Origin of the sequence: Streptomyces sp. NPDC096132 (assembly GCF_044763345.1) — a bacterium.
Lineage (GTDB): Bacteria > Actinomycetota > Actinomycetes > Streptomycetales > Streptomycetaceae > Streptomyces.
Window position 1 is genome coordinate 522,847 of the sequence record NZ_JBIWGA010000002.1, and the last position, 23,655, is coordinate 546,501.

Annotated in this window: 16 protein-coding genes; 11 read left to right on the forward strand and 5 right to left on the reverse strand. The window is 72.7% G+C overall.

The window, feature by feature from the left end:
• Positions 1 to 42: 42 nt before the first annotated feature.
• Positions 43 to 828, forward strand: coding sequence for an adenosylcobinamide-GDP ribazoletransferase (locus tag ACIRF9_RS06740; protein ID WP_403817374.1), 786 nt, complete (start codon positions 43 to 45; stop codon positions 826 to 828).
• Here ACIRF9_RS06740 and ACIRF9_RS06745 read toward each other — a convergent pair.
• The 4 genes from ACIRF9_RS06745 to ACIRF9_RS06760 form a co-directional block, all read right to left on the reverse strand.
• Positions 825 to 1,634 (reverse strand): endo alpha-1,4 polygalactosaminidase, encoded by an 810-nt coding sequence (locus ACIRF9_RS06745; RefSeq protein ID WP_403817376.1) that lies wholly within the window; start codon positions 1,632 to 1,634, stop codon positions 825 to 827. The two genes, ACIRF9_RS06740 and ACIRF9_RS06745, sit on opposite strands and share 4 nt — an antisense overlap.
• Complete coding sequence (locus ACIRF9_RS06750) at positions 1,631 to 3,076, reverse strand: hypothetical protein (RefSeq protein ID WP_403817378.1); 1,446 nt, start codon at positions 3,074 to 3,076, stop codon at positions 1,631 to 1,633. The genes ACIRF9_RS06745 and ACIRF9_RS06750 overlap by 4 nt, the downstream gene beginning before the upstream one ends.
• Positions 3,073 to 4,611: a GT4 family glycosyltransferase PelF gene (gene pelF, locus ACIRF9_RS06755; RefSeq protein WP_403817381.1), complete on the reverse strand. Its 1,539-nt coding sequence runs from the start codon at positions 4,609 to 4,611 to the stop codon at positions 3,073 to 3,075. The genes ACIRF9_RS06750 and pelF overlap by 4 nt, the downstream gene beginning before the upstream one ends.
• Before the next feature lie 346 nt (positions 4,612 to 4,957).
• Positions 4,958 to 6,973 (reverse strand): hypothetical protein, encoded by a 2,016-nt coding sequence (locus ACIRF9_RS06760; protein WP_403817384.1) that lies wholly within the window; start codon positions 6,971 to 6,973, stop codon positions 4,958 to 4,960.
• Positions 6,974 to 7,365: 392 nt separating this feature from the next.
• On the opposite strand from ACIRF9_RS06760, the gene ACIRF9_RS06765 reads away from it, so the two are divergent.
• The 10 genes from ACIRF9_RS06765 to ACIRF9_RS06810 all read left to right on the forward strand — a co-directional run bounded on the left by ACIRF9_RS06765 (position 7,366) and on the right by ACIRF9_RS06810 (position 23,388).
• A complete protein-coding gene (locus ACIRF9_RS06765; protein WP_403817387.1) occupies positions 7,366 to 8,892 on the forward strand; it encodes a leucyl aminopeptidase in 1,527 nt (508 codons plus the stop codon).
• Positions 8,893 to 9,164: 272 nt separating this feature from the next.
• Positions 9,165 to 10,553, forward strand: a complete 1,389-nt coding sequence (lpdA, locus tag ACIRF9_RS06770; RefSeq protein WP_403817390.1) for a dihydrolipoyl dehydrogenase — start codon at positions 9,165 to 9,167, stop codon at positions 10,551 to 10,553.
• A 60-nt stretch (positions 10,554 to 10,613) separates the two neighbouring features.
• Complete coding sequence (gene sucB / locus ACIRF9_RS06775) at positions 10,614 to 12,383, forward strand: 2-oxoglutarate dehydrogenase, E2 component, dihydrolipoamide succinyltransferase (protein WP_403817393.1); 1,770 nt, start codon at positions 10,614 to 10,616, stop codon at positions 12,381 to 12,383.
• 194 nt (positions 12,384 to 12,577) lie between these two features.
• On the forward strand, positions 12,578 to 13,216 hold the full coding sequence (locus ACIRF9_RS06780; RefSeq protein ID WP_403817395.1) for a GntR family transcriptional regulator: 639 nt from the start codon (positions 12,578 to 12,580) through the stop codon (positions 13,214 to 13,216).
• A 152-nt stretch (positions 13,217 to 13,368) separates the two neighbouring features.
• On the forward strand, positions 13,369 to 18,006 hold the full coding sequence (locus tag ACIRF9_RS06785; RefSeq protein WP_403817398.1) for an HAD-IC family P-type ATPase: 4,638 nt from the start codon (positions 13,369 to 13,371) through the stop codon (positions 18,004 to 18,006).
• Between the two features lie 53 nt (positions 18,007 to 18,059).
• The gene (locus tag ACIRF9_RS06790) at positions 18,060 to 18,200 is read left to right on the forward strand and encodes a hypothetical protein (RefSeq protein WP_403817401.1); all 141 of its coding nucleotides are present in this window, start codon (positions 18,060 to 18,062) and stop codon (positions 18,198 to 18,200) included.
• A gap of 110 nt (positions 18,201 to 18,310) precedes the next feature.
• Positions 18,311 to 18,697 (forward strand): hypothetical protein, encoded by a 387-nt coding sequence (locus ACIRF9_RS06795; protein ID WP_403817404.1) that lies wholly within the window; start codon positions 18,311 to 18,313, stop codon positions 18,695 to 18,697.
• Between the two features lie 261 nt (positions 18,698 to 18,958).
• Complete coding sequence (aceE, locus tag ACIRF9_RS06800) at positions 18,959 to 21,661, forward strand: pyruvate dehydrogenase (acetyl-transferring), homodimeric type (protein ID WP_403817407.1); 2,703 nt, start codon at positions 18,959 to 18,961, stop codon at positions 21,659 to 21,661.
• Positions 21,662 to 21,834: 173 nt separating this feature from the next.
• Positions 21,835 to 22,812 (forward strand): helix-turn-helix transcriptional regulator, encoded by a 978-nt coding sequence (locus ACIRF9_RS06805; RefSeq protein WP_403817409.1) that lies wholly within the window; start codon positions 21,835 to 21,837, stop codon positions 22,810 to 22,812.
• Positions 22,813 to 22,869: 57 nt separating this feature from the next.
• Entirely contained in the window at positions 22,870 to 23,388 is a 519-nt protein-coding gene (locus tag ACIRF9_RS06810) for a DUF4240 domain-containing protein (protein ID WP_403817963.1), read from the forward strand.
• A gap of 16 nt (positions 23,389 to 23,404) precedes the next feature.
• Here the strand turns inward: ACIRF9_RS06810 and ACIRF9_RS06815 are convergent, their stop codons facing one another.
• Positions 23,405 to 23,653, reverse strand: a complete 249-nt coding sequence (locus ACIRF9_RS06815) for a hypothetical protein (protein WP_403817412.1) — start codon at positions 23,651 to 23,653, stop codon at positions 23,405 to 23,407.
• Positions 23,654 to 23,655 lie beyond the last annotated feature (2 nt).

Here is a 23,655-nt window from a genome sequence, read left to right on the forward strand (position 1 = left end):
TGCGCCGCCTTGCGGGCACGGTGCCCGGGCTAGTCTGCCGGAATGTCCACGCCCCGCTCCCTCGACGGTCTCCGCTTCGCCTTCGGCACCCTCACCGTGCTCCCCGTCGAGGTGACCCGCTGGGACCGGGAGGCGGCGCGCGGCGGCATGCTGAGCGCCCCCGTGGTGGGGCTGGTCGTCGGGGGCTGCGCGGCCGGGCTAGGTCTGCTGCTGCTGTTCCTGGGCGCGGGCCCGCTGCTCGCCGCCGTCGCCTCCGCCGCCGTACCCGCCGTCCTCACCCGTGGTCTGCACCTCGACGGGCTGGCCGACACCGCGGACGGCCTCGGCAGCGGCAAGCCCGCCGAGGACGCGCTGCGGATCATGAAGCAGTCGGACATCGGACCGTTCGGCGTGCTCACGCTCGTCTTCGTGCTGCTCGCGCAGGTGGCCGCGCTGGCGCGGCTCTACGACGACTCCTGGGCCCGGGGTGCCGTCGCCGCCGTCACCGCGGCCGTGGCGGCCCGGCTGGCGCTCACCCTGGCCGCCCGCGCCGGCGTCCCGGCCGCCCGGCCGGAGGGGCTGGGCGCGGCCGTCGCGGGAGTGGTTCCAGTACCGGGCGCACTGGCGGTGACGGCCGCGTTCACCCTCGGCGCGGCGGCCTTGGGCGGTGTGACCGGGGTGTACGACGGTGTCCGTACGGCCGTCGCGGTCGTCCTGGCGCTCGCCGCCGCCGAACTCCTGCTGCGCCACTGCACACGCCGTTTCGGCGGGGTCACCGGGGACGTGTTCGGCGGGCTGGCGGAGACGGCGGCGACAGCCGCCCTCGTGCTGCTGACCCTGGGTGGCTAACAGGCCTTGCGCCAGGCGCCCAGTTCGTACTTCTTCAGCAGGGAACTCAGCTTCAGACGCTTGGACTCGGCGCAGAAGTCACTGGTGGGGAGTTCGTACTCGACGTGGAAGACGGCCTTGTCCGCCTCGATGAAGGGGGTCATGTCCTCGCACTCGTCGTACTGGGCGCACTGCTCGTTGACCGCGAAGTCGAAGTCGTCGACGAGCTCGGGGATCTGGTCGAGGTCGTTCTTCAGACCGACGGACAGGCCGCGGTCGTGGGCGAGGCGGGCGATCAGGCGGTTGTAGCGGAGCTGGTCGGCCGCCTTCAGCGGGAAGCCGGTGGTGTTCTTGTAGCCGTCCATGTTGTCCGGCTCGACCGCGTCGAAGCCCTTGTCACGGCACATGTCGAGGCGGGCCGCCATCAGGGGTTCGAGGACGTCGACCTTGCGGATGTCGAGCCACTGCTCGCCCTCCCAGCCGTTGCCCTTGCCTATCACCGACTTCGGGAAGTCGTCGGCGTCGGGGCGCCAGTCCTCCCAGGCGCCGGTGGAGAGGTAGCAGATGACCTTGCGGCCGTCCGCGTGGAGCTCGTCGACGGTCTCCTCGGTGTGGTCGAAGCCGTCGATGTCGTACACCGGGACGTCCACCGAGGTGTCCAGCTTGCCGCTGAGCTGCCACTGCCAGTCGGTGCCGGGCCGGGGCTGCCAGCGTTCGCCGGACGTCTCCGTCCCGCCGCCGCTCTCCGGCTCGTCGTCGGAGGCCGCCGTGCAGCCGGTGAGCAGCAGGAGGAGGGACGCGGTCGCGAGGAGGGATCGCGTGTTCATCGGTGGGCTGTTGCCCTTCCCAGGAGTGTGCGGACCAGCAGCGCCTGGACGGCGGCCGCCGTTGCGTACACCGTAAGGGCCACCCCGTGCGGGTCCGCCACGTGGGTGAGCAGGGCGAGGGTCTGGGCGAGGGCGGCCGCGCAGCAGACGGCGGCCGTGCCGAGGACCGCGCCGAAGGACTGAAGCAGCAGCCCGGTCCACAGGACCACGCCCAGCAGGAGCACGTCCGCGAGGCGTACGGCGGTGAGGCCGGGCGCGTCCGGCCACAGGGCCGTGGCGATCAGGCCGAGGGAGAGCAGGACCAGCAGGTAGGCGGCGAGGCACTCGGCGCCCGTGCGGAGCGTGGCCCGCCGGAAGGCGCCCGGGGTGCCGGTGGTGCGCAGTCCGGCCAGGCTGCCGCTGCGGAAGCGGTACAGCAGCCATTCGGCGGGGCCCATGCTGAGGGTGAGCGCCACGGCGGCGGGCGCGGCGAGCGCGCTGTGCTCCTCCCCCGCCGGCACGTCTCCGAGGGCCGCGTAGAGGACGAGGGCGCCCGTACCGAGGCCGAAGAGGGCGTACGGGAGGGAGCCGGTCAGCCGGGGTGCGTCAACGGCACCGGCTCCGGAGAGCAGGTTCAACTCCCTCAGTGAGGGCGCCACTTCGCGTAGGCCGAGCAGCATCACGGCGGCCAGTGAGCCCAGCAGCAGGATCGGGCCGGCCGGGTCCGGGAGGGGGTGGGCCAACGCCGACAGGGCGCCCGCCGTCATGGGTGCCAGCGCGGCCAGGAGGGCGCGTTCGCGGCCCAGGACGAGCAGGGTGGTGGAGGCGCCGAGGTAGCAGGACTGGCCGGCGGCGAAGGCCACGGCCGTCCCGTCGGCGGGCCCGGCCACGGCCAGCGCGGTCAGCGCGCCGAGCAGGGCGCCGGCCGGGGCGCCCACGAGGAGACAGCGGCGGGCGGCCGGGCGGTCTCCCAGCCCCAGCCAGGCGTACGCCCGGTGCGACAGCCCCTGGTTCCAGGTCCAGCCGAACAGGGCGCCGGCCAGCAGCGGGACCGTGCCCGCGGGGAGCCCGAGGGCGCCGGGCGGGCCGGTCAGCAGGGGGGCGCCGAGCACGTACGCGAAGCCGGGCAGGGCGAAGACCAGGCCGCGCAGCAGACAGGCCCGCAGGCTCACCCGCCAGGGGTCGTGGAGCGGGCCGTCGGGTTCCTGGTGGCGGCGCGGGACACGGGCGTAGAGCTCCTCGGCGAGCGCGAAGGAGTTCCGCACGCCGTAGCGTTCGCGGATCTGTTCGTCGGAGAGGCCGTCGGACTCCAGCAGGGCGGCTATCTCGTCCGGGTGGACGGCGGCGGCCACGAAGTCGCCGCACTGTTCGGCGAGTCGGTCGACGGGGTCGGGGGCGGCCCAGGAGGGCGTCGCCGTGCGCTGCCGGGGGATGGCGGGCAGCCCGGTCCTGTTCTGGTTCACCAGTCGGTCCCGTCCGTCGCGACGGCCCGGTACCAGGGGTCGCGCAGTTCCTCGGTCCAGTCGTCGACCGTCTCGACGGCGGGCTCGTAGACCTCGGGCAGCCCGGCGAGTTCCTGGTAGATCGTGCGGAAGTTGTCGACCGAGCGGCGGAGCGTGAAGCGGTCGATGACCCGTTGGCGGGACAACTCGCCGAGTTTCAGGCGTTGTTCGTCGTCCTTGAGCAGGGTCAGTGCGGCCGCGGCCATCTTCTCCGGCTCGCGCGGCGGGACGACCAGACCGGTGTCGCCGACGGCCTCGCGCACTCCGCCGACGTCGGTCGACACCGTCGTACGGCCGCAGGACATGGCCTCGATGAGGGAGAACGGGAAGCCCTCGGAGATCGACGACAGCATCACGACGTGGCCGGCGGCGTAGGCGCGCCAGACCTCGGTGACGCGGCCCTCGAAGGTGAGGCCGTCGGTGACGCCGAGTTCGGCGGCGAGCTTCTCCAGGCGGGTGGCGTACTCCTCGCAGCCGGGCGGCACCGGGCCGAACAACCGCAGGCGGGTGTCGGGGAGTTCGGCGCGGACGAGGGCGTAGGCGCGCAGCAGGGTTTCGAGGTCCTTGATGGGGTCGACGCGGCCGCACCAGCTCAGGGTGGGGACGTCGGGCTCGGGTCCGGCGTGCGGGAAGGCGTGCGGGTCGACGCCGTTGTAGACGGTGCGGATCTTCCCGGGGTCGGCGCCGCCGCGTTCCTCCCAGCGGCGGTTGTACCGGTTGCAGGGGGTGATGAGGTCGGCCGTCCGGTAGCCGAGGGAGTTGAGGGCGCGGTGGAAGCCGAGCATGAAGGCCTTCACCGGCCAGCGTTGTGCCTCGCGGCGGCTGCCGAGGTAGCGCTCGCGCAGGTAGATGCCGTGCTCGGTGAGGAGGAAGGGCACCCCGTCGAAGTGGCGGGCGGTGAGCGCGGGGAGGGTGGCGAGGCCGTTGCTGACGGCGTGCGCGACGGTGCCCGCCGTACCGTCGCAAGGCTGCGCGATGCGGACGCCGAGCGGGCGCAGGGCGTGTTCCAGCAGGTCGGTGGCGGTGAGCGCGTCGTACACGGTCGGGTTCGCGGCCGCCGTGGGGATGTGCGGCATCGTCCATATCCACATCAGGGAGCGCAGTGCGGTCTCACTGCGCAGAGCCGCCGACAGACGTCCCTCGCGGGCGAGTTCGGCCAGTTCGTAGAGGCTCTCGCCGAAGTCGCAGGGCGGCTCGGGGTCGAGGAAGGACAGCAGGAAACGCTCGTAGGAGTCGATGAAGCGGCGCAGGTCCCTGCCGTACGGCGGCCGGTCGCGGCCGGGGCGCGGGCCCCAGGTCGGCACGGAGGTGTGGCGGCGGACGTTGGACGGCAGCTCCCAGGTCACGGGTTCGCGGCCGCTGCCGGAGAGCGAGACGATGTGGAACTCCACCTCCGGCATGCCCTTGACGAGCTGGTCGCACCAGGTGCTGACCCCGCCGTGGACGAGTGGGTAGGTTCCTTCGGTGAGCATGGTGACGTGACGGCCTGTGCGCATGCGCTGCGCGGCTCCCCCGGTGTTGTGCGGATGGTGTGGGGGGAACTGCGGACCGGATGCCGGGTGCTGGTCTGGTGTGGCTGGTCGCGCAGTTCCCCGCGCCCCTTTGGGGCGCTTGTTCTGCCGGTGATGTCTTGCGTGAGCGCAACCGTCGTACCTGGTCGCGCCCACACGGCGGAGCCGCAGATCGACACAGCCCCGCGCCCCTTTGGGGCGCTTGTTCTGCCGGTGATGTCTCGCGTGAGCGCAACCGTCGTACCTGGTCGCGCCCACGCGGCGGAGCCGCAGATCGATACAGCCCCGCGCCCCTTTGGGGCGACGATGTCCCCTTACGGGGTGTTGTTGTTTACGGCAGCTTCAGGGTTACCGCGGTCTGCAGGCCGTTCGGGGTGGTCCAGTCCGAGCGGTGGCCCGCGTAGGGGGTGCCGAAGACGGAGCTGCCGATGAGCTGCTGCTTCTTCGTGCCCTCCGGGGCGGTGACCGGGATCTGTGTGCCGTTCGGCGCGGTGATGGTGACCGTGTTGCCGATGCGGTACGCGGTCACCTTGTTGTTGGCGACGGCAGCCTGCCAGGCGGCGCGGCGCTGGAGTTCGGTGCCGATGGCGCTCTGGCGGAGGTTCTCCAGCGGGGTGTTGTCCGCGAAGAGGGCCTTGTAGTCGCTCAGCACCTTCTCCATGACCGGGTACAGCAGACGGTCCTCGGCCAGGTTGGACTGGTGCGCGTAGTGCGGCCGCGGGTCGTTGCTGATGGCGTGGCCCAGGTCGGTGCGGGCCTCCTGCGGGACGATGTACTCGTCGTAGCCGGTGGCCGTGTCCAGCGGCTCGGTCAGGCAGGTGGAGGCCGCGTTGTTCTCGCAGATGCCGCTGCCGCCGTCGGCCTGGGAGGCGTAGATCCAGTTGTACTCGTCGGCCATCTCGGCCTTGGTGCCCGTGTTGTAGTACACGTTCATCGGGTAGCGCGGCACGGTCAGCGCCTTGCCCACCGCGCGCTGCTCGGGCTCGCGCGAGTTGTCCGAGGCGATCCACTTGACGCCGTTGTCGGAGAGGGCGCCGGCCAGGTTCGGGTTGTCGTTCGGCTGCTGCGGCAGCGTCTTGAGGCCCGAGTGCTCACCGGTGACCAGCTCGGTCCGGTCGATCGGCAGGCCCTTGGCGGCGGCCCAGTTGTTGTTGTCGCGGATCTGCGCGGAGATCTCGGCGCGGCTCATGTACTGCGTCGAGCCGTCGGCGTTCTTCGCGCAGGTCCACGGCACGGTGGAGGTGTCCTGGACGCAGCCGAGGAACGGGTGCTTGTAGGTGTGGTTGATCCAGCGGTACTTGGCCTTGTCGGCGAGCAGCCGGTCGGCCATCGCGTCGGTGCCGCCGTTCTCCGCCTTCCAGTCCTCGCCGGCGCCGGCGTTGTACACCATGTCCATGGTGAAGCCGTGCTCCTGCTGCCACTGGGCGGCGTAGGCCGCGTCGGCCTCCGTCATCCGGATCGGCGTGCCCTCGTCGCCACCGCCCACGCAGTCGATGTCGCCGGGCGTGCAGTTGCGCTCGGCGTCCCAGCGGGCGTCGGGCGCGAACACGTCGTCGACGTGCACCGCGAAGTAGTTGCGGGCCTGGCCCAGGTGGATGCCCTGGGTGAGCCACTCGACGATGCCCCGGGCCAGCAGCCGGAACTGCTGCTGGTACTGGTTGTAGGCGAACGTCACGACCAGCTCGCGGCGTCCGTCGTGGGTGTACTCGCCGACCAGACTGCCGGTGCCGCCGCCCCCGGGCAGGGGTGCGTCGACGTAGCTGGTGTAGCCGGTGCGGGGTGCCGCCAGGTAGCCGTAGCTCTCGCCGATCGTCGGCGAGTTGTCCTCGAAGGTGAAGCCGCCGTCGAGGTAGCCGAACCAGCCCGACTTGCCGGCCGTGGTGACGGACGCCTGCTGTCCGTCGAGGGAGCCCGCGTAGGACGCGTACTCCAGGCCGACCTCCGGGTGCGCCCAGGTGTAGGCGTCGACCTGCGGGATGCCGTACGTCTTCTCGTACGTCTCCAGGGCGGTCTGCTCGGCCGAACCGGCCCCGAACGGTGCCTCGTTGGGCAGCACCACGCCCTGGAACCTCGCCCTCGGCGTCCCGTTGACGGTGTCGGCCAGGAAGGCCGCCGTGATGGTCGGACGGCTCACGGAGTTCAGGTCCACGACCGTGTACGGGATGCCGGTGCTCTTGAGCTGGGCGGTGATCGCCTGCACGGGGCTGTCCCCGTTGTCCACCACCAGGACCCTCAGGTCGATCCGCGGCTCCCCTGCCGCGGCGGCGCCGGGTGCCGCCCCCAGACTCAGCGCCGTCAGTCCCGCGGCCGCCAGGAAAGCGGCGGCGTTTTTGGTGGTTCTCCACATGCGCGCACGGTGCGCCATGGTGTGTCCTCCCCCAGAGATGGATCTCCGCGCGCGGGCATGGCTGTGCCGATACGGCGGAGGATCCGTGGAAATCGTGCGAAGCGGCGAAGTGATCTCCTCGCCGGAACTCGAAGAGTGTGACCCAGCTCATGGAGTGCGAGGATCCAGAAGTGGCTACGACGCCACCGACAGGTGAACGCTCGCGTGCATGAGCGAATGCGCAGGCACGCGTACGCTCGTTGCGGGGTTCGTCACGCCGGTTCGCCGCGCCGGTGGGACCGACCCCGGATGCGACCGCTCCTCCGGCCGAGATCTAGGGTCTGCTGCCGGGCCCGGTCGACCCACACATTCCGGCCACAGCAACTTCACATCGGAAGCGAGATTTCACCACCGTGACTGCTCTCACTCTCAGCACCGCCGCGGCGCCCGGCCTCCGGGCCGACGCGATCGTGATCGGTGTCGCCAAGGGCGCCAAGGGCCCGATCGTTGCCCCGGGCGCCGAGCCCGTCGACCTGGCCTACGACGGCCGCCTCGCCGGCGTGCTGGAAACCCTCGGTGCCACCGGCGCCGAGGGCGAGGTGACGAAGCTGCCCGCCCCGGCCGGCTTCAAGGCACCGCTCGTGCTCGCGGTGGGGCTGGGCGCCGAGCCCGAGAAGGACGCCTCCTTCGACTCCGAGGCGCTCCGCAGGGCGGCCGGCGTGGCCGCCCGCACCCTCACCGGCTCCAAGAAGGCCGCCTTCGCCCTGCCCCTCACGGACGCCGGCGACGTCGGCGCCGTCGCCGAGGGCGTGGTGCTGGGCGCGTACTCCTTCGACGCCTACAAGCAGAACGGCAACGATGCCAAGGCCAAGAACGCCAAGGCGCCGCTCGCCGAGGCCGCCCTGCTCGGCGGGAAGCCGCGCGACGCCGCCCACAAGGCCGCGCTCGCCCGTGCCGCCGCCGTCGGCGAGGAGCTCAACCGGGCCCGCGACCTGATCAACATGCCGCCGAACGACCTCAACCCCGAGGCGTTCGCCGCCCTGGCGCAGACCGCGGCCAAGGAGCACGGCATCAAGGTCCAGGTCCTCGACGAGAAGGCCCTGGCCAAGGGCGGCTACGGCGGCATCCTGGGCGTCGGCGGCGGCTCCGCCTCGGCCCCGCGCCTGGTCAAGCTGTCGTACACCTCCTCGAAGGCGGACAAGCACCTCGCCTTCGTCGGCAAGGGCATCACCTACGACTCGGGCGGCATCTCGCTGAAGCCGGCCGGTCACAACGAGACGATGAAGTGCGACATGAGCGGCGCGGCGGCGGTCTTCGCCGCCGTGGTCGCCGCCGCACGGCTGGGTCTCGAGGTCAACGTCACCGGCTGGCTGGCGCTCGCCGAGAACATGCCGTCGGGCACCGCCACCCGCCCGGGTGACGTGCTGCGCATGTACAGCGGCAAGACCGTGGAGGTGCTCAACACCGACGCCGAGGGCCGGCTGGTCCTCGCGGACGCGCTGTGGGCGGCCTCCCAGGAGAAGCCCGACGCGATCGTGGACGTGGCGACCCTGACCGGCGCGATGATGCTGGCGCTGGGCAGCCGGACGTTCGGCGTCATGGCCAACGACGAGGCGTTCCGTACGGCGGTGTACGAGGCCGCCGAGGAGGTCGGGGAGCCGGCGTGGCCGATGCCGCTGCCGGAGCACCTGCGCAAGGGCATGGACTCCGCCACCGCCGACATCGCGAACATGGGTGAGCGGATGGGCGGCGGGCTGGTGGCCGGGCTCTTCCTGCGGGAGTTCGTGGGCGAGGGGATCACCTGGGCGCACCTGGACATCGCCGGGCCGGCGTTCAACGAAGGCGGTCCCTTCGGGTACACGCCGAAGGGCGGTACGGGGACCGCGGTGCGGACCCTCGTGCGGCTCGCGGAGCTGACCGCCGCGGGTGAACTGGGCTGAGTTCGCTTTACAACTCGGTCCATTCCGTCGCATAGCGACTGCAGGGGCGTGGGGGCTGGTCGCGCAGTTCCCCGCGCCCCTTTTGGGGCGCTCATCTGAACGTGGGACGTCTCACACCCCGGCCCCGTGTCTCGTTGGCCTCCGACAAGTGCGAGGATGGGGCTCGGCAGGACAGGGCCCCCACCACAGGGCCGAAGAAAGAGCGGCCGGACACCAGCCGCCGACCGGTCAGCGACGACCGGCGCACGGCGCACATGCATGGAGGACGTGACGTGGCGAACGACGCCAGCACCGTTTTCGACCTAGTGATCCTCGGCGGTGGTAGTGGCGGTTACGCCGCGGCCCTGCGCGGGGCGCAGCTGGGCCTGGACGTCGCCCTGATCGAGAAGGACAAGGTCGGCGGCACCTGCCTGCACCGGGGTTGCATCCCCACCAAGGCCCTGCTGCACGCGGGCGAGATCGCCGACCAGGCGCGCGAGAGCGCCCAGTTCGGCGTCAAGGCCACCTTCGAGGGCATCGACATCGCCGGGGTCCACAAGTACAAGGACGGTGTCATCTCCGGCCTGTACAAGGGGCTCCAGGGGCTGGTCGCCTCCCGCAAGGTGACCTACATCGAGGGTGAGGGGCGTCTCTCCTCCCCGACCTCCGTCGACGTCAACGGCCAGCGCGTCCAGGGCCGTCACGTCCTGCTGGCGACCGGCTCCGTGCCGAAGTCGCTGCCGGGCCTGGAGATCGACGGCGACCGGATCATCTCCTCCGACCACGCCCTCGTCCTGGACCGCGTGCCGAAGTCCGCGATCATCCTGGGCGGCGGTGTCATCGGCGTCGAGTTCGCCTCGGCGTGGAAGTCGTTCGGCGCGGACGTCACCGTCATCGAGGGTCTGAAGCACCTCGTCCCGGTCGAGGACGAGAACAGCTCCAAGCTCCTGGAGCGCGCGTTCCGCAAGCGCGGGATCAAGTTCAACCTCGGCACCTTCTTCTCGAAGGCCGAGTACACCGCCGACGGCGTCAAGGTCACCCTGGCCGACGGCAAGGAGTTCGAGGCCGAGGTCCTGCTGGTCGCGGTCGGCCGCGGCCCGGTCTCCGCCGGTCTCGGCTACGAGGAGCAGGGCGTCGCGATGGACCGCGGCTACGTCCTGGTCGACGAGTACATGCGGACGAACGTCCCCACCATCTCCGCCGTCGGTGACCTCGTCCCGACCCTCCAGCTCGCGCACGTCGGCTTCGCCGAGGGCATCCTGGTGGCGGAGCGTCTGGCCGGTCTGAAGACCGTCCCGATCGATTACGACGGTGTCCCCCGGGTGACGTACTGCCACCCCGAGGTCGCCTCCGTGGGCATCACCGAGGCCAAGGCCAAGGAGATCTACGGCGCGGACAAGGTCGTCGCTCTGAAGTACAACCTCGCGGGCAACGGCAAGAGCAAGATCCTCAACACCGCGGGCGAGATCAAGCTCGTCCAGGTCAAGGACGGTGCCGTGGTCGGCGTCCACATGGTCGGCGACCGCATGGGCGAGCAGGTCGGCGAGGCCCAGCTGATCTACAACTGGGAGGCGCTGCCGGCCGAGGTCGCCCAGCTCATCCACGCCCACCCGACGCAGAACGAGGCGCTCGGCGAGGCCCACCTGGCCCTCGCGGGCAAGCCGCTGCACGCGCACGACTGACCCCTCGGTCGACGAAGCGACGACACAGACTTCCGCAACTCGTAAGGAGCAACCGAAACCATGGCGGTTTCCGTAACCCTTCCGGCGCTCGGCGAGAGCGTCACCGAGGGCACCGTCACCCGCTGGCTGAAGGCCGAGGGTGAGCGTGTCGAGGCCGACGAGCCGCTGCTCGAGGTCTCCACCGACAAGGTCGACACCGAGATCCCCGCGCCCGCCGCGGGCATCCTGGCCTCCATCAAGGTCGCCGAGGACGAGACCGTCGAGGTGGGCGCCGAGCTGGCGATCATCGACGACGGCACCGGCGCTCCCGCTGCCGCCCCCGCCCCGGCCGCCGAGCCCGTCGCGGAGCCCGCTCCGGCCCCCGTGGCCGAGGCCCCGGCCGCCCCGGCCCCGGTCGCCGAGGCCCCCGCCGCGGCTCCGGCCGGTGGCGCCACCGGCACGGACGTCGTCCTGCCCGCGCTCGGTGAGTCCGTCACCGAGGGCACCGTCACCCGCTGGCTGAAGTCGGTCGGCGACAGCGTCGAGGCCGACGAGCCGCTGCTCGAGGTCTCCACCGACAAGGTCGACACCGAGATCCCGGCGCCCACCTCCGGTGTGCTGCTCGAGATCGTGGTCGGCGAGGACGAGACCGCCGAGGTCGGCGCCAAGCTCGCCGTCATCGGCGCCCCGGGCGCGGCTCCGGCTCCGGTCGCCGCTCCGGCTCCGGCCGCCCCGGCTCCGGCTCCGGTCGCCGCCGCCCCGGCCGCCCCCGCGGCTCCGGCCCCGGCGCCTGCCGCTCCGGCCCCGGCGCCCACCCCGGCTCCGGCTCCGGTCGCCGCCGCTCCGGCCCCCGCGCCGGTCGCTCCGGCTCCGGTCACCCCGGCTCCGGCCGCGCCCGCCGCCGCCCAGCCCACCGACGAGGGTGCGTACGTCACCCCGCTGGTGCGCAAGCTCGCCGCCGAGAACGGCGTCGACCTGGGCTCCGTCAAGGGCACCGGCGTCGGCGGTCGTATCCGCAAGCAGGACGTCATCGCCGCGGCCGAGGCCGCGAAGGCCGCCGCCGCCGCTCCGGCCCCCGCCGCGGCTGCTCCGGCCGCCGCCAAGAAGGCCCCGGCGCTGGAGGTCTCCCCCCTCCGTGGCCAGACCATCAAGATGCCGCGCATCCGCAAGGTCATCGGCGACAACATGGTCAAGGCGCTGCACGAGCAGGCCCAGCTGTCGTCGGTCGTCGAGGTCGACGTCACGCGGCTGATGAAGCTGCGCGCCAAGGCGAAGGACTCCTTCGCGGCCCGTGAGGGCGTCAAGCTCTCCCCGATGCCGTTCTTCGTGAAGGCGGCGGCCCAGGCGCTGAAGGCCCACCCGGTCATCAACGCCAAGATCAACGAGGCCGAGGGCACGATCACCTACTTCGACACCGAGAACGTCGGTATCGCGGTGGACTCGGAGAAGGGCCTGATGACCCCGGTCATCAAGGGCGCCGGCGACCTCAACATCGCCGGTATCGCCAAGGCCACGGCCGACCTGGCCGGCAAGGTCCGCGGCAACAAGATCACCCCGGACGAGCTGTCCGGCGGGACCTTCACCATCTCCAACACCGGTTCGCGCGGTGCGCTCTTCGACACGATCATCGTGCCGCCGGGCCAGGTCGCGATCCTCGGCATCGGTGCCACGGTCAAGCGCCCGGCCGTCATCGAGACGGAGGAGGGCACGGTCATCGGCGTCCGCGACATGACGTACCTGACCCTGTCCTACGACCACCGCCTGGTCGACGGTGCCGACGCGGCCCGTTACCTCACGGCCGTCAAGGCCATCCTGGAGGCGGGCGAGTTCGAGGTCGAGCTCGGTCTGTAACGCGCCTTCGGCGCTCACGTCGGTGCCCCCGCCCGGAGTCTCCGGGTGGGGGCACCGACGTATACACACATGTAAGTCTCGTCTCACCTGCGTAAAAGCGCCCCCACGCGCCCTCCCCGTGGAGCGATCCAGCCGTATTGTCTAAACGTCAAACGCCCCGGGGCCCATGGGCGGCCCCTCCCTAAGGAGCACTCATGACCGCGCCCGTCGTCCACTCGCTGCGCGAACAGATCCGCGAGCACATCGTGGAGGGGATCGTCAGCGGGCGCTGGAAGCCGGGCGAGCGGATCGTGGAGCGGCGGATCGCCACCGAGCTGGAGGTCAGTCAGACACCGGTGCGGGAGGCGCTGCGCGAGCTGGAGTCGCTGCGGCTGATCGAGTCCGCGCCGAACAAGGGCGTACGCGTGCGCAACCTGACCGCGGCCGACCTGGAGGAGAGCTACCCGGTGCGGGCCGGTCTGGAGGCCATCGCCGCGGAGCTGGCCGCCGCCGGGCTCGCCGAGGACTGCTCCGCCCTCGAGCCGCATGTCGCCGCGCTGTACGAGGCCGACCGCAACGCCGACGGCACCGCTCAGGTGCGGCACACCGTCGGCTTCCACCGGGAGCTGGTCCGGGCGGCCGGCAACTCCGTGCTGCTGCACACCTGGGAGGGGCTCGGCATCGAGGTGTTCACGGCCCTGTCCATCCGCTGGCTGGGGACGCGGCAGCAGTCGTACGCCGAGGAGCACGAGGAACTGGTGCAGGCGTTCCGGCGCCGGGACCCGAGGATCGCGGAGCTGGTGAAGGCGCATGTCCTCGGCTGCGCTCCGCGCGCCGCCGAGCCCGTCGTCTGACACCTCCCGGAATCCTTCCTCCCGGACTCCTTCCTCCGGGGCATCTCCCGGCCCGGTCGGCCAGGACGAGGCCGTCGCGGTGTGCACATACTGGTGCGAACCGCGCGTTCTTCGGGACGCCGACCACGACCTCGTCGGCCGATGGAGGCGGAGTGATCTGGCCCGTGCTCTCCCCCTCCGCCCTCTCGCGTTCCCTCGCGTCGGCCTCCGCTGCGGTGGGTTCCGCCCTGTCGGGGGCCCTGCGGGCGGTGGCCGAGCGGTCGCCCCTCCTTCCGTCCCGGACGCTGCGGCACTGGCCGGTCGCGGGCGGCGTGCAGATCGAGGTACGGCGCCTGGGACGCCCCGGCACGGCCCCCGCCGCCCGGGCCGTGGAACGCGCCCTGCGGGACCTGCCCGGTGTGCGCCGCGCCGAGGTGAACGGCGTGCTGGGCTGTGTCTACGTCGGCTGCGAGCCGGAGACCGACCTGGAGCGCGTGCTCGCCCTGGTCGCCGAAGCCGACGCCGGCGCGCCCGAGCCGTCCGCCTCCGAGAGCGCCGAGGGCGCCGAGGAGCGGGGGGAGCCGGAGAGCGGGATGCGGCGGACGCCGGGGCCGGTCGGGTTCCCGGGGGCGGCCGGTTCGGCGCTCGGCGCGGCCGTGCAACTCGGTGCGGGTGTGGTGGCGGTGGGGGTGTCGTCGGTGGGCGGGGTGCTGCGGCTGCGGGGGCTCCCGCCGGTCGTCCTCTCGGCACTGCAACTGCTGGAGGCCACGCCCCGGGTGCGCGAGGGCATCGCGGACCGGGTCGGCGACACGGCGGCCGAGTACGCGTGGTCCACGGCGAACCTGTTGCTGAACACGTTGACGTTCCGGCCGCTCGGCGTCGCGGTGAGCACCGTGATGGCCGGGGCCCGGTACGCGGAGGTGCGGGCCCGCCGCCGGGCCTGGGGGGACTGGGCGCCCCGGCTGGCCGCGCACGAGGGGTCGTACCGGCATGACGCGGTGCCCGCCCACCGACGGCCCGCCCCGCTGCCGCCGGGGCCCGGCGAGCGGTACGCCAACCTCGCGGTGCCGACGTCCGTGGCGGCGTACGGGCTCACCTCGCTCGGCACCCTCAACCATGACCGGGGGCTGGCGCTGCTGACCGCCGGGACCCCGCGAGGGCCCCGGTACGGCCGTGAGGCGTTCGCGTCCTCGCTGGCCCGGACGCTGGGCGACCGGGGAGCCCTGGTGCTGCGTCCGGAGGCGCTGCGCCGCCTCGACCGGATCGACACCGTCCTCCTCGACGCGCGGCTCCTGACCGGTGGCGGCTGGACGGTCGAGCACATGGTCCGGCCGGCCCCGGCGGGCGAGGACCGGCCGGGGGAGATGCCGGACGACGACGAGATCCATGCGCGGATCCATGAGCTGGTCGAGGCGGGCGGGGTGCCCGAGCGGGGACAGCGGCGTGCCGGGAAGCCCGGGCGGCGGCGCTCCGGGTGGGCGCTGCGGCCGTTCCCGGAGGCGGAGGCCGGGGCGGCGGACGGGCGGCTGAAGAGCGTCGGGCCGGCCGAGGAGCTGGCGGCCCGCGCGGCGCGGTGGGCCGAGGAGGGGGCGCGGGTCCTGGTCGTCGAACGGGCGGGCAGCCCGGTCGCGGTGGCCGCTCTGGTGCCCCAACTGCATCCGCTGGCCGGTCACTTGGTGCGTGCGGCGGCGGAGTGCGGACAGGTGCGTCTGGTCGGCGGGCCGCCCGGGCTGCACCGCCGGTTCGGGCTCGACGAGGCGACGCCCACCGGACATCGTCGTACGGCCGCGCTGGTCCGTTCCCTCCAGGCGGAGGGGCACGGTGTCGCGGTGGTGACGGCCCGGGCCGGACGGGCCTTCACCCGCGCGGACCTGGGCGTCGGCGTGCTCACCGGTACCCGGCGGGTGCCGTGGGGCGCGGATGTGGCGGCCCCGCCGGAGGTCGCCCATCTGCTGCTGACGGCGCTGCCGGAGGCCCGGCGGCTCGCCGTGCTGTGCGCCCGTGTGGAGGGCGCGGGCGCTCTCGTGGCATCAGCGCTCGGTCTGCTCGTCCCCCGCCCGGGTGCCTGGGCGCGGGCGCGGCTGGTGTCCGACGGGGTGACCGTCTCCGGGATCACGGCGGGTTTCTGGGCGGCCCGTCGGCTGCACGCCCGTCCGGCGCCGGCGGCCACCGAACGCACGCCCTGGCACGCCATGACGGTACGTCAGGTGATGGGCCGGCTCGGCACCTCCTCGCGGGGCCTGGACGAGGCGGAGGCGGCCCGGCGGCGGCACTCCGAGGGGCGTGGCCCGCACGCCGGTCCGATGACGCTGGCCGGCCGGATCGTGGAGGAGCTGGCGAATCCGCTCACCCCCGTCCTGGCAATCGGCGGCGGCATCTCGGCGGCGCTCGGCTCGGTCGTCGACGCCATGCTGATCGGCGGTGTCCTCGGGGTGGACGCGCTGGTCGGCGGGGTGCAGCGGCAGCGGGCCGACGAGGAGGCGGAGCGGCTGGTCGAGGCGACCTCGGTGCAGGCGCGGGTGCGCCGGGGCGCCGGGGGCGAGCCGGTCGAGGTGCCCGCCGAGCTGCTGGTGCGCGGTGATGTGGTCGATCTGCGGGCCGGCGACTCGGTGCCGGCGGACTGCCGGGTGGTGCGGGCGAGGGGGCTGGAGGCCGACGAGTCCAGCCTCACCGGTGAGTCGCTGCCGGTCGCCAAGGACTCGGCGCCGAACGCGGCCCGGGCGGTGGCGGACCGGATGTCCATGCTCTACGAGGGGACGACGGTGGCGGCGGGGCACGCGCTCGCCGTGGTCGTCGCCACCGGGGCCGCCACCGAGGCGGGCAGCGCCGCCCAGGCGGGTCCCGAGGACGGGCCGCCGGAGAGCGGCGTGGAGCGGCGGCTCAAGGCACTGGGGCGGTGGTTCCTGCCGATGTCGGTGGCGGCGGGCGTCGCGCTGTTCGCCGTCGACCTGGTGCGCAGCCGGCCGCTGGGCGCCGCCCTGGGCTCCGCGGTGAGCCTGTGCGTGGCCGCCGTACCGGAGGGGCTGCCGTTCGTCGCGACGGTCGCGGAGCTGGCGGCGGCCCGTCGGCTGTCCGCCCGGGACACCCTCGTGCGCGGCGCGTCCACGATCGAGGCGCTGGGGCGCACCGATGTGCTGTGCTTCGACAAGACCGGCACGCTCACCGAGGGCAGGATCACCCTGCAGCAGGTGTCCGACGGGCGGGAGAGCCGGCATCCGGACGGTTTCGGCCCGGCGCTGCGGCGGGTGGTGGCCACGGCGGCCCTGGCGGGTCCGCCGGGTCCGGCTTCGGGGCTCACCCATCCCACCGACCGGGCGATCGCGGCCGCGGCCGAGCTGCTCGGCGAGGCCCCGGCGCGGGCCGCGGGGCATGGCTCGGACACCTGGGAGCGGGTCACGGAGCTGCCGTTCGAGCCGGGGCGCGGGTTCCATGCCGTGCTGGGGCGCTCGGGCGGCCGGGCACGGATCGTGGTCAAGGGCGCGCCGGAGGTCGTCCTGGCCCGCTGCGACCGGGTGCGCCGCGACGGCGACGACGAGCCGTTCGGCGACCGGGCGCGGGAGGAGACCGAGGCGGAGGTCGACCGGCTGGCCCGGCAGGGCCTGCGGGTGCTCGCGGTCGCCGAGCACGTCCTGGCGCCGGACGCGCCGCGGGACGACGGCGAGCTCGCCGAGGCCGCGGACCTCAGCGACGAGAACCTCGACGGCCTGTGTCTGCTGGGCCTGCTGGGGCTCGCCGACCCGGTGCGGACCACCGCCGCCGAGAGCGTGAACCGGCTGGCCCGGGCCGGGGTGCGGATCGTCATGGTCACCGGCGACCATCCGAGTACCGCCGCCGCGATCGCCCGGGAGCTGCGACCGGGCGAGGAACCGCGGCTGATGACGGGAGCGGAGCTGGACGACCTCGACGACGACGCGCTCGCCGGGGCGCTGCCGGACGTCACGGTGTTCGCCCGGGTCACCCCGGCGCACAAGGTCCGTATCGTCGGCGCGCTGCGCTCGACCGGCCGGATCGTGGCGGTCACCGGCGACGGCGCCAACGACGCGCCCGCCATCCGGATCGCCGACGTCGGCATCGCCCTCGGCTCGCGGGCGACGCCGGCGGCCCGCTCCGCCGCCGACGTGGTGGTCACCGACGACCGCATCGAGACGATCGTCGACGCGATCGTGGAGGGCCGGGCCATGTGGGCGTCGGTGCGCAAGGCGCTGGGCATCCTGCTCGGCGGCAACGTCGGGGAGATCGTGTTCACCCTGGCGACCGGTCTGCTGACCGGCGGCAGCGCGCTCAACGCGCGTCAGCTGCTTCTGGTCAACCTGCTCACGGACATGCTGCCGGCCATGGCGATCGCCGCCCGGCCGCCGGCCGACGACCCCGACCGGCTGCTCGCGGAGGGCCCGGAGGCGTCGCTCGGGGCTGCCCTGACCCGGCACATGCGGCTGCGGGCCGTCGTCACCACGGCGGCCGCCGCCGGCGCCTGGATCCTCGCCCGGGCGACCGGGACCCGGGGGCGCGCGGACACCGTGTCCCTGGTCGCGCTCGTCTCCTCCCAGCTGCTGCAGACGCTGCAGGACGCGGGCCGCGATCCCCTGGTCGCCGCGGCCGTGGTGGGGTCGCTGGTGACGCTCGTCGTGGTGGTGACGGTGCCGGGTCTCAGCCACTTCTTCGGCAGCCGGCCCCTGGGGCCCGTGGCCTGGACGATCGCGGTGGCGTCGGCGGTGGCGTCCGTCGTGGTGCCCGTCCTGGTGCAGCGCCTCCGCGCGGCAAGCCAGAGTTCACCTGAAGGACACCTGGCCGCCGCCCCGCAGACGGGATGAGAGCGGACAAAGGGAGCCGTCCCCGCACGTTGCGCACGAAAGGCGGCCGCACCATGCCGCACATCCTCACCACCGCCCTGACCAACGTGGCGATCGCCCTGCTCGAGGCGGCCCTGATACGTCTGTCGGTCATGCTCTGGAAGTCGTTCGTCGCAGCCGGACGTCCCGTGGCACCCGCAGCCAACTACGCCTGATTGGCGCTGATTGCGCCGTTTATCCGCGCCGGGGGATGGAAGGCGGCATGGAGAGAGATCCGTTCCCATCCCGAGGGAGGACGGAGATGACTTCTCCGCAGACTCAGCCCATGCCCCAGCAGGAGTCCGGCACACAGGACCAGGAGAAGCACGCGGCCGGCAGGGTGCTGCACATGCACACCGCGCATCCGCGGGTTCCCATCCCGTACGTGACCCCCGGCGACATGTTCACCGGCGCCCGCTCGGCGACCTCGATGCTCCCCTCGAAGCTCCCTTCGCTGCGCAAGATGGCCTTCTACGGGGCCCTCGGCGGCATGGCCGCCCTGGAGGTCCTGGAGTGGCCGGTCGCGCTGGCCGTCGGTGCCGCCACCGAGGTGATCACGCGCGAGCAGCGGCAGCAGCGCGGGACACAGGAGCGGGGCGAGCAGCGTGAGCGGCCCGCCACCGAGCCCGGCCGCATGGAATCCCCCAAGCCGGCCCAGGGAGCGATGACCTAGGCAGCGGCGCACACTCACACCCCTCATCCCTCATCCGAGCAGGCAAAACGCGGCACCGCGTGCCCGGATCGCTGGCACCGCATGCCAATTTCTCCGAGACCGACAGTTTTTGCCCGAGAACCTTTGATCGATCATCGATCAGGGAGTTACAGTCGCCGACGGGCTCCCACAAGAGCCCCAGCCCTGTCCTGCCAAAGACCAAGGGCACCCCCGAACCCCTTACCGATGAGGGAACCCCCTTCGACTGAGGAAGGCGGCGACATGACCGACCCCAACGCCATCCAGCCGAGCGAGCTCGACCAGCTCCCGGACCGCGACCCGGAGGAGACCGCCGAATGGCAGGCCTCGCTGGACGCGGTCGCCCAGGCGGCCGGCCCGCACCGTGCCGCGTATCTGATGCGCCGCACGCTGGAGAGGGCGGAGGGCAACGGCATCGCGCTGCCCAAGCTCCTCGAGACCGACTACGTCAACACCATCCCCACCGCCGCCGAGCCGTCCGCGCCCGGTGACGAGGAGATGGAGCGGAAGATCACCGCGTGGAACCGCTGGAACGCGGCCGCGATGGTCACCCGCGGCTCCAAGTACGGCGTCGGCGGCCACATCGCCACCTTCGCCTCCGCGGCCTGGCTCTACGAGACCGGCTTCAACCACTTCTTCAAGGGCAAGGAGGCCGACGGCTCGGGCGACCAGCTCTACATCCAGGGCCACGCCTCCCCCGGCATCTACGCCCGCGCCTTCCTCGACGGCCGGCTGAACGAGTCCCACCTGGACAACTTCCGCCGCGAGTCCGCCGGCAACGGCCTGCCCTCCTACCCGCACCCGCGCCGCCTGCCCTGGCTGTGGGAGTTCCCGACCGTCTCCATGGGTCTCGGTCCGCTCTCCGCCATCTACCAGGCCCGCTTCAACCGGTACCTGACCAACCGCGGCATCAAGGACGTCTCCGCGTCCCACGTGTGGGCCTTCCTCGGCGACGGCGAGATGGACGAGCCGGAGTCGACCGCCGCACTCGCGCTCGCCTCCCGCGAGGGTCTCGACAACCTGACCTTCGTCATCAACTGCAACCTGCAGCGCCTCGACGGTCCGGTCCGCGCCAACTTCAAGATCGTGCAGGAGCTGGAGGCCCAGTTCCGCGGCGCGGGCTGGAACGTCGTCAAGACCCTCTGGGGCTCCGCCTGGGACGAGCTGTTCCAGCTCGACACGACCGGCGCGCTCGTACGCCGCCTGCGCGAGGTACCGGACGCCCAGGTGCAGACGTACCAGACCCGTGACGCCGCCTACATCCGCCAGGACTTCTTCGGCAAGGACCCGGCGCTGGCCGAGATGGCCAAGCTGCTGTCCGACGACAAGATCCTGGAGTGCTTCCACTTCTCGCGCGGTGGTCACGAGGCGCGCAAGGTGTACGCCGCCTACAAGGCCGCCGTCGAGTTCAAGGGCGCGCCGACCGTGATCCTGGCCCAGACCGTCAAGGGCCACACCCTGGGCGAGGGCTTCGCGTCGAAGAACGCCAACCACCAGATGAAGAAGCTGACGGTGGACGAGTTCAAGGCGATGCGCGACCTGCTCGAACTGCCCATCAAGGACAGCGACTTCGTCGACGGTGTGGTCCCCTACGGCCACCCGGGCGCCGACTCCCCCGAGGTCCGCTACCTCCAGGAGCGCCGCGCGGCCCTCGGCGGCCCGGCCCCGGCACGCCGTACGCACGCGCCGGCCCCGCTGCCGGCCCCCGCCGAGAAGGCGTTCGCCTCCTTCGACAAGGGCTCCGGCACGCAGAACGTGGCGACCACGATGGCCTTCGTCCGCCTGATCAAGGACCTGGTCCGCGACAAGGAGACCGGGAAGCGCTGGGTGCCGATCGTGCCCGACGAGGCGCGCACCTTCGGCATGGAGTCGCTGTTCCCGTCGCTCGGGATCTACTCCCCCAAGGGCCAGACGTACGAGCCGGTCGACCGCGACCAGCTGATGTACTACAAGGAGGCCAAGAACGGCCAGATCCTCAACGAGGGGATCACCGAGGCCGGTTCGATGGCCGACTTCATCGCCGCTTCGACGTCGTACGCGACGCACGGCGAGGCGATGATCCCGTTCTACATCTTCTACTCGATGTTCGGCTGGCAGCGCACGGCCGACCAGATGTGGCAGCTCGGCGACCAGCTCGGCCGCGGCTTCCTCGTGGGCGCCACGGCGGGCCGTACGACGCTGACGGGCGAGGGCCTGCAGCACGCCGACGGCCACTCCCCGGTCATCGCCGCGACCAACCCGGCCGCGCTGACGTACGACCCGGCGTTCGCGTACGAGATCGCGACGATCGTCAAGGACGGTCTGCGCCGGATGTACGGCGAGGCCGCCCCGGGTGAGGACCCGAACGTCTTCTACTACCTGACGGTCTACAACGAGCCGATGCCGCAGCCCGCCAAGCCGGCCGGCCTCGGCATCGACGAGGGCATCGTCAAGGGCCTGTACCGCTTCAACACGGCGGAGTCGGCCGGGCTCTCCCCGGTCGCCAACGCCCCGCGCATCCAGCTGCTCGGCTCCGGTACGGCCATCCACTGGGTGCTCGAGGCGCAGAAGCTGCTCGCCGAGGAGTGGGGCGTGGCCGCCGACGTGTGGTCCGCGACCTCCTGGTCCGAGCTGCGCCGGGACGCGCTGGAGGCCGACGCGGGCCTGCTGCGCGGCGAGGAGCGGGTGCCGTACGTCCGTCAGGCGCTGCAGGGTGCCGAGGGCCCGGTCCTCGCGGTCTCCGACTACATGCGCCAGGTCCCGGACCAGATCGCGCAGTGGGTCGAGCAGGACTGGTCCTCGCTGGGCGCGGACGGCTTCGGTCTCTCCGACACCCGTGAGGCGGCCCGCCGCCACTTCGGCGTCGACGCGCGGTCGGTGGTCGTCGCGGCCCTGGCCCAGCTGGCCCGGCGCGGCGAGGTCAAGGCGACCGCGGTGAAGGAGGCGCGCGAGCGCTACGGCCTGTAGGGCCTGTCCGGCGGATCAGGTCGCAGGGAAGCAGCGACGACTGGTCAGCCAACCTGAGCCCCGCGTCTGCGGCGTGATCCGCCGGAGAGGCCCAAGGTCACGGTTCGGGGAAGGGGGGTACGGCGGTTGCCGTACCCCCCTTCCCCGTCGGTGCGCCCCGGCATCATGACCGTATGCGCGCTGCCCGCCTCATCAAGATGGTGCTGCTTCTGCAGTCCCGCCCCGCCATGACCGGCGCCGAGCTGGCGCGGGAGCTGGAGGTGTCCGAGCGGACCGTCACCCGGGACGCGCAGGCGCTGTCGGAGGCGGGCGTGCCGGTGTACGCGGAACGGGGGCGGGCCGGCGGGTACCGGCTGGTCGGGGGGTACCGGACGGGGCTGACCGGGCTGGCCCGGGGCGAGGCCGAGGCGCTGTTCCTGAGCGGGGTGCCGGGTGCGCTGCGGGAGATGGGGCTCGAGGACGCGGCCTCGGCGGCCCGGCTGAAGGTGTCGGCCGCGTTGCTGCCCTCGCTGCGGGACGCGCCGCGGGCGGCGGCGCAGCGGTTCCATCTGGACGCGCCCGCGTGGTTCCAGGAGCCGCGGACGCCTCAGGCGCTGGCGGTGGTCGCGGACGCGGTGTGGGACGACCGGTGTGTGCGGGCTCGGTACCGGCGGGGCGAGGGTGAGGTCGAGCGGGAGCTGGAGCCGTACGGGCTCGTGCTCAAGGCGGGGGTCTGGTACCTGTGCGCCCGGGTGTGCGAGGGCGGGTCCTTCCGGACGTACCGGATCGACCGGTTCGTCGGGGTCGAGTACCTGAAGGATCGTTTCAGCAGAGTCGAGGGGTTCGATCTGCCCGGCTACTGGGGTGAACAGGCGGAGCGGTTCGCGCGGTCGATCCTGCGGGCCGAGGTCGTCGTACGGCTGTCGGAGGCGGGGGTGCGACGACTGCCGCACGCCGTGGACCCGGTGGCCGCCCGGGACGCGCTCGCGACGGCCGGGGAACCGGACCGGCAGGGGTGGGTGACGGTCACGCTGCGGGTGGAGTCGGAGCCCGTGGCGCACACCCAGCTCACGGCGCTCGGCGCCGAGGCCGAGGTGGTCCGCCCCGAGTCGCTGCGCCGGCGGTTCGCCGAGGAGGCGGACCGGCTGGCGGAGTTGTACCGAGGGGAGTGACAATCCCCCGCACTCCGGGTGCGCCGCACACCTCCAGGCACGATGCTTGGACGCGTGATGGACGAGTTGGAGTTCTGGGAGCTGGTGGACGCCTCTCGCGATGCCGCCGAGGGTGACCCGGAGGAGCAGGCCGACCTGCTCGTGGAGCGGCTGCTCCGACTGGACCCGGAGTCCGTGCTCGACTTCGCCCGGCACTTCGAGTCCCGCTACAACCGCGCCTACACCTGGGAGCTGTGGGGCGCCGCGTGGGTGCTGCTCGACGGGGCCAGCGACGACGCGTTCGACTTCTTCCGGTGCTGGCTGATCGGGCAGGGCCGGGAGACGTTCGAGGGCGCGGTGCACGCACCGGACACGCTCGCCGATCTGCTGGACGAGTTCGACGAGGAGATCGACGGGGACGGGGAGGAACTCGGGTACGCGGCCGACGAGGCCTACGAGCAGCTCACCGGGACGGTCGCCCCGGACCTGGGCATTCCGCCCGCGCCGTCCGAACCCGAGGGCACGCCCGTCGACTTCGAGAGCGAGGGGGCGCTCGCCGAGCGGTACCCCCGGCTGTGGGCGCGCTTCAAGGAGTGAGCCGCCGTCCCGGGCCTCAGACCGCGAGCTTGCGGCGGGTGCTGTCCGTCGGGATGTACGCCTGCGTCTGGTCGGCGCGCACGGCGTGGTGCAGGGGCGCCTTGTTGGCCTGTTCGAGGGCGGACGCGGTGACCGCGGCCGGGCCCAGGACGACCGCGGCGACGGCGCACAGGACCGTCCACGGGCTGCGGGCGGCCCGGGTCCACCCGGCGGCCGTGGCCTCGGTGCCGTGACCGCCGTCGTGCGTGCTGTGGCTGCTGTTCATCG